Source organism: Castellaniella sp. (genome assembly GCF_034007085.1).
Lineage (GTDB): Bacteria > Pseudomonadota > Gammaproteobacteria > Burkholderiales > Burkholderiaceae_B > Castellaniella.
This window is the reverse complement of the sequence record NZ_JAVERO010000018.1, coordinates 1-12,031: the sequence shown is the minus strand read 5'-3', so window position 1 is coordinate 12,031 and position 12,031 is coordinate 1. Positions and strand designations below refer to the sequence as shown.

Here is a 12,031-nt window from a genome sequence, read left to right as displayed (position 1 = left end):
CACTCCCTCCATCGGCTCGCCCGACAAGACCATGTGGTTCAAGAATCTCAAACTCTACCGCCTTGCTCCCAACGTTTCCCTGACCGCCGCCGACCTTGAAACTGCCCTGGAACCGCTCGCCTTCCAGCCAGGCGGCAGCCAGGACAGCCAGGTGTCGGGCTGGTTGCCGCCGCGCGCGGACAGCGGCCTGGCCTATGCCCAGCATGGCCAGATCCTGCTGCGCCTGCAGACAGAAAAGAAACTGCTGCCGGCCACGGTCGTCAATCAGGCCAGCCGCGCCCGCGCCCTGCAGATAGAAGAACAGCAAGGCTACAAGCCTGGCCGCAAGCAGATGAAGGAAATCAAGGAGCAGATGACGATGGAACTGCTGCCACGCGCCTTCGTCATCGCCCACGACACGCACGTCTGGATCGATACCGTCAATCGCTGGGTAGCCATTGATGCAGCCGCCACCGCGCGCAGTGACGAAGTCCTGGGCCTGCTGGCCAAAACGCTGACGCCCTTCCCCATCGTGCCGCTGCACGTGGACATGTCGCCAGGTGCCGCCATGACGCTGTGGTTGTCCGAAGACGAGGCGCCAGCCGGCTTCACGATCGACCAGGACACGGAACTGCGCTCCACTGGCGAATCGCGCGCCACCGTGCGCTATGTGCGCCAATCGGTCGAACTGGACGAAGTCCGCCGCCATATCCAATCGGGCAAGCAATGCACGCGCCTGGCCATGACCTGGAATGACCGCGTGTCCTTCGTGCTGACCGAAAACCTGGATATCAAGCGTGTGGCGCCCCTGGATGTGCTCAAAGAACACCAGGACGCCCAGGCTGCCAACGAAGCCGAGCAGTTCGAGGCCGACTTTGCCCTGATGACGGGCGAACTGGCGCGCATGCTGGACGATCTGGTGGCGGCCCTGGGCGGAGAACGGCACAGCGACAAATAAGTTCATCGGCCGCCAGGCGCGTTTCTTTGATCGGCTGTCTCAAGAATGGCTTTGCCCGCTTGGGACAGCCCAGCGACAAATGATGGTCTCTCAAATATAATGAAACATCAATTTGATAATCATTATCATTAACCAGAAGCATAGAGAGGCTTTCCATGCGCAACACCCATCGTCCGCCGTCGTTGCGGCACACCACGGCCATCCTGGCTGCCGCCCTGGCCCTCTGCCTGTCAGGCGTGGCCTGGAGCGCAGCGCCGCCAGCATCGACCAAGGACCGGCTCTGGATGAGCACCAACTATCTGGAACACCCCGAGGAAGGCCTGTACGAACTGCAATACCACGCCCCCACCGGCCTGGTGTTCGCCTCGGTCATGGACCGCGTGCGCCGGGATGACAACCTGGGCTACCTGTACGCTTTCGATGGCAGGACGCTGGACATCAAGGGCCGCTATGCGATGCCGTACCGCGCATTCTCGCTGACACAGGACGCCAAGGGGCAATGGCTGTACGTCGGCCACACCCAGGCTGCGTCGCTGCGCATCAGCAAAGTCGATCCAAGGACCGGCAAGGTGATGCGGACCAGCGAACGGCTGCATGTCGATCCCAGCGAACCGCAGCACGAACACCTGCGTCACATCGTCCACAGCGCGCAGACTGGCGAACTGTTTACCGCCTACATCGGCAGCGTCAAGGAAAACGACAAATACCGTTCGTTCTACAAGCTGCTGATCCTGGATGGTGAGACCCTGCACATCAAGGGCGAAATCGAGAACGCATTCCCCTCGGTCGGCTATGCGCTGCATCTGGATCGAGGCACCGGCCATCTCTTTACCGCCGGATCCGACTACATCAATGAAATCGATCCCGTCACCCGCAAGATCGTTCACACCATCCGCCTGGACGACTCGATCAAGCCGCGCGTGAACAATCTGGTGGGCCTGGCCGTCGATGCCCAGGGTCACCGCATCTTTGCATCCCAGTTCATCCACCAGCCCCGCCCCGGGGACGAGGATGAACAGGACGGCCTGTACGTGTTCGACCAGAAAAGCGGCCAGCAACTGGCTTTCGTGCCGACCGGGAAAGGGGGCGTCACACTGGCCTACAGCCCGAAACACGACGAAATCTACGTCAGCAATTTCAACAGCGGCACCATCAGCGTCGTGAACGGCAAAACCTACGAAATAACCCAGCAGATCCCGGCCCATGTATTTCCCAACATGATGGCGCTGGCCGCTGACGAAAGCGCCCTGTACGTCGGCCTGAAGCAAGGATTCAACAAAATGTGGAATCCGGATGAATTCGTGGAAGGCGCCAAGGAACAGATCCTGCGCGTCACGCTGGACAAGGACGCAGCAAAAGGCTGACGACGCTGCGCGGGTGGGACGGATCGTGCCCGGCGGTGGCCGCCTGGCACGGCGGCCCGCGCCACCCAATCAATCAAGCCCGTGGAACACGCAGTCGTCGGGCCCGATGTGGGACGGTGGCGCCCAGGTCACATCGCGCAACGAATGCTGCACCAGGCTTTCGACCCCCATCAGCACGGCAAAGATCGCCATGCGCACTGGAATGCCGTTGTCCGTCTGGCGAAAGATCGCCAGGCGCGGATCGTGATTCAGGTCTGTGCTGAGGTCATTGGCGCCATCGCGGCTGTCGCGCGGCAAAGGGTGCATGACGATCGTGTCCGGGCCGCAGCAAGCATCCACGATTGCCTTGTTGACCTGGAAATCCGCCGAATAGCCTTCCAGATTCTCGCCCGAAAACCGCTCTTTCTGTACCCGGGTGGCGTAGACCACATCCGCCCCTTTCAAGCCAGCGGCCAGGTCGTGGGTCTGTTCGATCACATGGCCGTTACGGCCAGCCTGATCCAGCAGATGTTCCGGCATTTCCAGGCCCGGCGGGGATACCAGGGTGAATTTCATGCCGCGATACAGGGCCAGCAGCTTGATCAGAGAATGCACTGTCCGGCCATATTTCAAGTCCCCCGCCATGACGATGTGCGCACCATCCAGCAACTTGCCCAGGCGTGAGAATTCCGTGAGGATGGTGTAGAGATCCAGCAATGCCTGGCTGGGGTGTTCGCCCGCGCCATCGCCACCGTTGACCACGGGGATGTTGGTCGCAGCAGCGAATTCGGCCACGGAGCCTTTTTCCGGATGGCGGATCACCATGGCATCCACATAGCCACTCATCACACGACTGGTGTCATAGATGGATTCCCCCTTGGCCATGGACGAGAACGTGAATCCCGTGGTGTCGCAGACCGAGCCGCCCAGCCGGCAAAAAGCCGCACCGAAACTGACCCGCGTGCGCGTGCTGGCCTCGAAGAACAGATTGCCCAGCACAGCGCCTTCGAGCACGCGGGACACTTTCTGCCGCCGCGCAATCGGCTGCATCAGATCGGCCACCCGGAACAGTTCTTCGACCGATTCACGCGTGAACTGATCCACGGACAACAACTGATGCTTGTTATTGACCGCGATCCGGTCGCGCAAAGGGCCTGACTGTGCGCTTTGCGCATATTTTTCCAGCAGCGCGCCATTTTCCACGATCTCGGTGACAAAGCGTGCGACGACTTCCGGCATGGAGCGGGCTTCCTGGGAGCCTTCCGGCAGTAACCAGGTATCCAGGGCACGACGTTTGACGCCAATACGGGCCGCGAACACGTCGCGGGTCAGGTTCAGGCGGCGCATCGCGTCGCGCAAAAAGACTTGCTGGGAAATCGCCACGGCCGGCTCCTGTATACGCAATGCGTAGATTTTTACCGATCGCTCGACAGACGCGCAAGCAAAATCTCCGGCACCACGCCATCCGCATCAAAAAAACAACGCGCCATGCGCGAATCCCCTGGCGGCCTGAGCCCCTGTTTCAGAACCCGTCCGCAGCGGGTGCGGCCTCGACCCCGGCGACCGAGCGTGCGGCCAGTTCGGCATTGCGCGCCGAGCCTACTCCAAAGGCCAGTTGCTGCTGGGTGATCGGTGCGGCATAGCTCGGCGCGGCCAGCATGGTATGCCCCACGACCAGCGCCAGGCGCAGCCCTGGATTGGCCGCAGTCGCCTCGCGCAGTTTGCGCAAGCCATCGTCGCTCAGGACCAGCACCAGGACGCCATCGCCCTTCTGGTCGGTGGCCGACTGGATACCAATCAGATCGGCACGGTTGATGAGCGCCTCAGGCCGCACATACAACATGCCGGATGGTTTCAGGGGGACCGGCATCCAGCCGGGGCGCGACCGGATGTCGGCCAGAAACACCCGCAAGTCCAGCGCCTGCCGGTTTTCGGTGATGACCGGCTGCGGCCCGACCGCCTGCGGCACAGCCACTGGCGCCGCCGGAGCATCCGGCGTGCTGCGCGATCCGGGCGGTGTCTGGCAACCCGCCAGCACCGTCAAGGCGACACCGGCCAGCGTCTTCATCCATGGTTTGCATCCGTGCATACCCAATCTCCTTTCAGTCTCAAGCATCAGACTCGTCGTAGTGCGCCAGCGGAATCACTGCCGTTCCTGCGGGCCAGGCAGGGATCGCACATCCAGGCTGGCAGCAGAACCGCCCCTCTGGCCAGGACCCGCTGCGCCAACCGCGAAGCGCCCGCCTCGAACGATCACCCTGGCCCGATCCAGCAACACGCCGCGCGCGTCCCGCAGTTCGAATACATGCGTGCCCGACCGAGGCGCCCAGTCCGGCGCGGGTTCCTCGCCATAGGGCTTGCCATCCAGGAACCAGCGGGCGCCGGGCACAGGGCGTCCGCCTGCATCCACAGCCCGCAGGCGCAGGCGCTGCCGATCCCAGGGGATATCGGGGTCCAGCGCCAGAAGGGTACCATCCACAGGTTCGGCAATGCGCGGCCGGCCATGATGACCGCGTCCGTCTGGTGGCGCAAACCGGGCCTGAGCAGTGTCCCCCAGAAAATATTCGGTCCGCGCGGGCTCCAGCCCCCCGCCGAAGACGATCGTGCGCGCTTCGACCCCTGGCGGTCTGGGCGGCGATGCAGGGACACGGTTCCGGTAGAGCTGGTCAAACATGTCGTGCCAGATGGGGCAGGCGCCGCTGACCCCCGACACACCGCGCATGCTGGCGCCGGCGCTGTTGCCCACCCAGACACCGACCGTGTAGTCCACCGACCACCCGGCGCACCAGTTGTCGCGCATATCGCGGCTGGTGCCGGTCTTCACTGCGGTCCAGAACCGTGTGGTCAATGGACTGTCCAGTCCAAAAGTCCGGGCGCGCGCAGTGCGGTCGGCCAGCATGTCGCCCACGATCCAGGCGGCTTCGGGAGAATACAGCCGGACTCCCGTCTGCGCCCCGGCGCCGGGCCGTGCCCGGAAATTCACCGGTGCATAGTCGCCTCCGCGCGCCAATGCCCGGTAGGCGTTGGTCAGGGACAGCAGCGTCACGTCCGCAGAGCCCAACGCCAGGCTGTAGCCGTAATAGTCCCCACCCTGGGTCAGCGGCAGACCCAGGGCAACCAGGCGATTGGCCAGTGTTTCGGGACCGACCTGCATCAGCACACGCACGGCCGGTATGTTCAGGGAAGATGCCAGCGCCGTGCGAGCACTGACCCAGCCGCTGAACCGATGGTCGTAATTGTCCGGCATATAAAGCCCGCTGCCGCCGTCCAGGCCCACCGGGCTGTCATCGAGCAAGGAAGCGGCTGTCAGGCGCCCCTGATCCAGCGCCAGCCCATACAGAAACGGCTTCAGGGTGGAACCGGCCTGGCGGATGGCGCGCGCGTGGTCCACCGCAGCCGCCTCGGACAGCGCGCCCGACGAGCCCACATAGGCCAGCACGGCACCGCTGCGGTTGTCCAGCACCACCACGGCCGCATCGGTCACCCCGGTGCCGCGCAACTCATCCAGGTGCTGACGCACGGCGCGCACCGCCGCCACCTGCAAATCATGATCCAGCGTCGAGCGGATCTCGCCACGCCCGTCGGCCTGCCCAGCATCCCATGACAAGCGGGCCCAGTGCGGCGCCCAGGCCGGCGCATCGAAACGCGTTTCACGCACACGCGACAAGGCCGTCAGCATGAACGTCCGCAAGCCCCGGCATTCTTCGGGCCGGCCCAGTTCACGCAACAGGCTGCAGCCGCGCTGCACCAAGGTCGGCAATGGCGCATTCGGGCCGCGCAGCAGCACCGCTGCCAACGCGGCTTCGCGCAGCGTCAGGCCCGAGGCGTGTTTCTGGAACATCACGCGCGACAGCGCATCGACCCCGACCAGTTCACCACGCCAGGCAGCCAGATTCAGATAAGCCTCCAGAATGTCGGCTTTCGACCAGCGGGATTCAAGCACCCTGGCTGCCCGCATCTGATCGATCTTCTGCAGCACGCTTCTGCCGCCCTGCCCACGCCGCAAAGCAGGATCCAGCAGTGCCACCAACTGCATGCTCAGGGTCGAAGCGCCCCTTCGCACGCCGTCACCCCAGGCGGACGACCAGGCCGCCGCAGCGCTCGCCAGCCAGTCCACCCCGCCATGCTCGTAGAAGCGGCGATCTTCGGATACCACCACGGCCCGCTGCAGGGCAGACGAGATTTCAGCCAGAGGCACCCAGTCGCCACGCCGGCTGGAAAAATCCGTGCGCAGGCGCTGCAGTTCCCGCCCATCCGCAGCCAGCAGCCGCACATCCGAAGCGCGCCAGTCCGCCCGGACTGCGGCATAGTCCGGCGGAGCGCCGTCCGTCCACGCCCAGGCCCGCGCCTGAAGCGGCGAAATCTGCGCCAGAATCAGGATCAGCCCTGGCAACCAGGCGGCAACCCGCCTGGCCCCATAGCGCGACCGACCCGTCCGACGCGCTCGCGCCATCAGGGCTGGGACTCCACCCGCAAGGGCGCATTGGGGGCTTCGCCGAAGACATCCGGCTGGTACAAAGCCTCGGCGTGCGTGGGTGGCAATTGATAATCCCCGGGCACGTTCAGCCGCACGGTGTATTCCAGCGTGCGCTCACCGGCTTCCATGACCTCGTAGTAGGCCCGGAACACCCCAGCATCGCGCTCCACGAAACTGGGCTGGTCCCACCCGTGATCCTGGCGTTCACCCGCAACCGCCAGGCTGGAATCCCGCCCCAGCCCACCGCCCAGAATGGAAGCCCCCGCCGGCACCGGGTCACTGATCACGGCCCAGACCAATGGTTCCTGAGCCCGGACGCGCAGGCGCACGCGGTAGACATCGCCCACCGACCAGCGCTCGGGATATGCCCGAGACACCGGGATGACGGTGCGCTCGATCTTCAGGCCGGCATCCACAGCCTGTGTCAAGGGTACAGCCGCACGCGCCACAACCGTGGCCCAACCAATCCCCTGCCCTTGCTGCGTGATATCCAGCGTGCCCTTGCCGTCAGGCGGCCAAGGCAGATCCAGGGACTGACGGCGCACACCGTCGGCATGAGGCATATCACCCCAGGGCAGCACGACGGGCTCTGAGGGAGGCAGCGCCAGGCGCACCGATCCCTTGCCCACATCGGTTTCCACGGCGCGTGCGAACTGCCCCACGGCCAGAGAACCCAGCACATTGGCCGTGGTCGTGGACCAGGCCCCCTTGCGCTGCAGCGACAGCAAACCGTTCAACAGCAGCGGTACATCCGCCCGCCAGCCGGGGCGATCCAGCACGCTCATCAGCAAACGGGCCTGGACCGTGGCAGGATTGCTCATCAACCACCAGCCCGCATCCACCGTCTCGTCCGCCAGCACCAGCCCGGCCCCATGGCGCGACAGCCGCGCACGCAATACGGCCTCGGCCCGTGCCAACAGCGCCTCGCGACCTGACAGGTCCGGCACATGCCGCAGAATCGACAGCCAGGTCACCACCGCCGGGGTTGGCCAGTCGTCCACCTCCAGCGCAACACTGTCCAACATGCCGGGCTGCCAGGCGCCAGCCAGCGCCAGCGCATCCACGGCAATCAGCTTGCGCCAGAATGCATCCCGCGCAGGCGCCCAGCCATCCTCTTTCAGGCGCCCGAACACATAGTCCTGCAAGGCAGCCAGCATGCCCTCGCGGATCTCGCCGGGCAGGCCATAGGCACTGTCCGCAGCCCGCGTGACGATCTCCAGCAGATACGCCGTCAGGACCACACTGCCGCGGCCACCCGGGAAATACGACAACAGGCCGGACTCGGTCTGGTAGTCAGGCAAGCGCTTGATCAACGCCGCCCAGGCCGCCGGATCGCGCCGCCCCAGCGCCTTGGCGCCCAACTGTTCGACGCAGGTATAGGGATAGGCATCCAGCCAGGCGCGCACACCCGGCAGGGAACCCGCCAGGCTGGATTGCAGGCTGACCTGGATACCGCCGCGCGGCAGGCCAGCCGCATCGCGCAGTGCCCGCTCTGGCGCGCCTACCTCGATCTGCTGCGGCGCAGCATCCACGATCTTCAGCAGCATGGCCTGGCGCACCGCCAGCGGCACCGCCGGCAGCAGTGTCTGCGCCACCTCGATCCGGTCTGATGCCGCCTCGCCCTCGGTCGTGCGTGCTTCGAAGCGCCAGCCCAGCATCCCGCTTTCCGACTGGCCAGACAAGCGCGGCGCCGTGACCGGCCAGGCCACGGTCTGCGCTGCGCCCGGTTCAAGCCGCACCGTCTGCCCAGGCAAGGTCTGCCCGGCCCCGTCGGCCTGCGCCACGCTTGCCGACAGCGCAAGCGCCATCACCCGATCCGTGCGATTGCGCACCGTCGCGCGCGCCTCGTAGTGGTCACCTTCACGCGCCACCTGGGGCAACCCCGACACCACTTGCAGATCCTGGGTGCTGACGATGTCGGTATGCCCCGTCCCGAACAGTCCTGAACCCTGGTCAACGATCGCCACCAGACGAAAGCGCGTCAAGGCATCGTTCAAGGGCACATCCAGCGTGGCCTGCCCCTGCGCATCCAGCGTCAGGTCGCCGCGCCACAGCAGACGCGTGTCGAACAGTTCCCGCGTGGCGTTGAAGCCACCACCGCCACCGGCCGCCACTGCCTTGCGGCCATAGTGACGACGCCCAACGACCTGTCCCTGCCCTGTGGCCGTCTCCACGCCATAGTCACGCTCCACGCGCATCGCCTGCAGCAAATCCCAGCTGGCGTTGGCGCGCAATTCCAGCAAGGCCTCGTCCACCGCGACAAAGGCCACGCCAGCGCCGGCGGCGGGTTTGCCGTCCGGGCGGTTTGCCTGGATGCGGACTTTGGCATGCTGGCGTACCTGATAGGTATCCCGATCAGCTTCCACCTTGACCTGCAGGCGGTCGGCCTCGCTCTGGACCCGGATGCTTGCCAAGCCAAAGCGGAATGCCGGTTTGGCAAGATCGATCAGACCCGTGGGTTCGGGCGCATCACCCACCTGACCGGAACGGGCCTCCATCCAGTCCAGCGGATGACGCCAGCCCCAATCGAAAAACGATGTCCAGGGCACTTGGCGGATGCGGCCGCGCACAGCCAGCACGGAGACATAGACATTTGGCCCCCAGTCTGCCCGCACAGGCAGACGTACGATGGGCTCGTCACCGTCCAGATCGACCACATGCGTTTCCAGCACGCCCTCGCGCTCCAGGGCCACCAGCGCACGCGCCTGACGAAACGGCATGCGTACAGTGAATTCAGCGGTCTCGCCAGGCTTGTAGTCGGCCTTGGCTGGAATCACGTCGATCCGATCGTCATTCCCATCGCCAAACCAGGCTTCGCCCCCCCACACCCAGATCGAATCCGAAGCACGCGACACACGCGACTGCGCATCCTGGGCCTGGGCAAACAACTCGACCCGTCCGGTCCGGTCCAGTTTGAGCACACATTCCAACTGGCCTTGCGCATCCGTCCTGCCCTGGCACAACGTGCCCAGGGAAGCCAGCTGTTCATGGGAATCATAGGCATAGAACCCGCCCACCAAGCGCTTGCGGGTGCTGTAGGTCGTGCGAGCCCGGCCATCCAGCTGAACCGGCACGCCGGCCTGTGGCCGCCCGGCCGTATCCAGCGCCAACAGCGTGACACGGGCCTGTTCCCCTTGCGACACCCAGCGCCCTGCCCGCAGGCCCACCACCACCGCCGCAGGCCAGACCTGCGCCGTCTGGGCCAGCGTCTGGATCTCGCCGGCAGGATCGGTGAAGGCTGCCTCGAACAGCCAGGACTGGGGTTCGGATGGGCGCGGCAGATCCGTCAAATCGATCCGCGCGCCCCCCTGCCCGTCCAGGCGCAACGCACGCCGATCCAGGATCAGGCGTCGCAGGTCGGAGGCAGCCGCGTCTGCGGATTCAGCCGCGCTGGCGTCCATATCCTCTGCGTCATCAGTCTGCTGCAAACCAAAGCTGAAATCCTCGTAGCCGGAAAAACTGGGGATCAGGGGCTGCGCCATGGCCGACAACGTCGCAGGCACATCGCGCGCCGGCCCACCTGAAATCCAGGACAGTTGCAGATCGGCGCGCACTGACTGCGGCGCCACCAACGGCCCAGCCCCCTGCGCAGCGTCTCCGGCGATCTTCAGCGATCCTGTCAGCAAGGGCAGCTTGAACGATTCAACCCGGAAATCGCCGGCATGCAGCCAGGGGGTCCAGTCATCGGCCGACTGGCCCGCTGACGGCTGCAATTCGATCGAATACGTGCCCAGATGGGCAGTACGGGGGATCGTGTAGTCCAGCAGCGCATACTGCCCGCCGCTGGGGGTGGTCTGCCAGTCCAGTGCCAGCATCTGGGCATCGCCCGAACCGTCGTGCACCAGCCGCGCCTGAGCCGGCAGCCGATCAACCGGCAAATTGTCCACCCCGTCGCGGTTCAGGCGGCGCAAAAACAGTTTCATGGAGACGGTTTCGCCCGCCCGCAACAGGGTGCGATCCAGCACCGCATGGGCCACCAGGTCAGGGTCCCGGGAACGGTTCACCGGCACATTGAAACGCCAGGGTTCGATACCCCGATCCCAGCTGGACCAGGCAAAAGAAAAGTCTGCCTGGCCATGCGCCTGGGGATGGTCGGCGGCAAGGCGTGCCGTGACAAATACCCCCGACTGCCCCGTGCCTTCGCAATACCTGTCCGTCGGCACGGGCGTATCCACATGCCACAGACCTTGCGCATTGGTTTGTCCATCCAGCAAGCGCCGTCCCTCGCAATCGAGCACGGCCACCCGTGCGCCTGCGACCGGCTGGCCCCGATCCAGCGAGGTCACCCAGACCAGGGTGTCATCCCGCCCGGCCTTCACGTGAACAGCCAGATTCGTCACCAACAGCGCCGAACGCACATGCATGACCGGATCATCCGGCGCCGCGTCCGGGCGATCCAGCAAGGCGGATCCCAGCCGAGGAGACGCGACCTCCAGCACATGCAGGCCCGGCTTGGTCAGGGGAATGCCGACCAGTTCGATGTCCTTGCCCTCGGCATCCTGGACACCCGGCAGCGTCAACGTCTCGACGGCATCCCGGGGGCCGAACACTGAGCGCGACCGCACGTCGATGAACGGCTCTCCTGCGCGCGCGTCCCGCAGTGGGCGCAGCGCCAACCGGTCGGCAAACTGGCCTGCCGTCAGCCGGCCATCCTGGAGATTCGCCACTCGGGCATACCATTGCAGCGCCTGGACGTCGTCCGTGATCACCTGATCGCTGAGCTGGCCTGCGGACAGAACGAGATCCCGGGTCTGCAACTGCGGCCCCACCCGGCGCAAGGCCAGCGGCGCCAGCACGGGCCGATCCTGGCCGGGCGCCCCTTCGGCAAAACGTTCGACAATACCAAATTCGCCGGATGCGAATTTCACCAGCGGCGGCATGGCATCCATCTGGATGGCCAGGGGAAAACGATCGGCATTGCTCAGGGTCAATCCCAGTTCGTCGCGCAGCCCATCCGGCACGGACAGCGTGAGCGTGGACAGCTCTTCGAACGGAGGATCGAACTGCAGCGTCTCGATCGCCTCATCCGCTGGGTCCGCTCCCCCAGGAGCAAACTGCTGCGCCGGGTGCGGCCCCTGCAGGCCCTGCAACGTGATCCGCGCGGCCTGGTCCCGGGGCACGGGCCTGGAAAAATCCACGACGATGGGGAATAACGGTGAACAGGGCGCCTGCGCGTTGGTGCGCGTGCATTTCATGGTGGCGCTGAACGCAGCGCGGACCTGGAAATCCTCTGCAAAACCCGCCACGGATGGCACCCCCGGGCGGCCACCCTGC

Annotated in this window: 6 protein-coding genes; 2 read left to right on the top strand and 4 right to left on the bottom strand. The window is 65.3% G+C overall.

Annotated elements, in window-relative coordinates:
- The first annotated feature begins 31 nt into the window (after positions 1-31).
- Both RBR29_RS03280 and RBR29_RS03275 read left to right on the top strand, forming a co-directional pair.
- Positions 32-937, top strand: coding sequence for a recombination-associated protein RdgC (locus RBR29_RS03280; protein WP_320347206.1), 906 nt, complete (start codon positions 32-34; stop codon positions 935-937).
- A 155-nt stretch (positions 938-1,092) separates the two neighbouring features.
- Complete coding sequence (locus RBR29_RS03275; RefSeq protein WP_320347204.1) at positions 1,093-2,301, top strand: YncE family protein; 1,209 nt, start codon at positions 1,093-1,095, stop codon at positions 2,299-2,301.
- A gap of 69 nt (positions 2,302-2,370) precedes the next feature.
- On the opposite strand, the gene RBR29_RS03270 is transcribed toward RBR29_RS03275, so the two are convergent.
- The 4 genes from RBR29_RS03270 to RBR29_RS03255 form a co-directional block, all read right to left on the bottom strand.
- Complete coding sequence (locus RBR29_RS03270) at positions 2,371-3,663, bottom strand: aspartate carbamoyltransferase (protein WP_320347202.1); 1,293 nt, start codon at positions 3,661-3,663, stop codon at positions 2,371-2,373.
- A 139-nt stretch (positions 3,664-3,802) separates the two neighbouring features.
- On the bottom strand, positions 3,803-4,348 hold the full coding sequence (locus RBR29_RS03265) for a hypothetical protein (protein WP_320347200.1): 546 nt from the start codon (positions 4,346-4,348) through the stop codon (positions 3,803-3,805).
- Positions 4,349-4,423: 75 nt separating this feature from the next.
- Positions 4,424-6,733, bottom strand: a complete 2,310-nt coding sequence (pbpC, locus tag RBR29_RS03260; RefSeq protein ID WP_320347198.1) for a penicillin-binding protein 1C — start codon at positions 6,731-6,733, stop codon at positions 4,424-4,426.
- On the bottom strand, positions 6,733-11,877 hold the full coding sequence (locus RBR29_RS03255; protein ID WP_320347197.1) for an MG2 domain-containing protein: 5,145 nt from the start codon (positions 11,875-11,877) through the stop codon (positions 6,733-6,735). The genes pbpC and RBR29_RS03255 overlap by 1 nt, the downstream gene beginning before the upstream one ends.
- Positions 11,878-12,031: the final 154 nt, after the last annotated feature.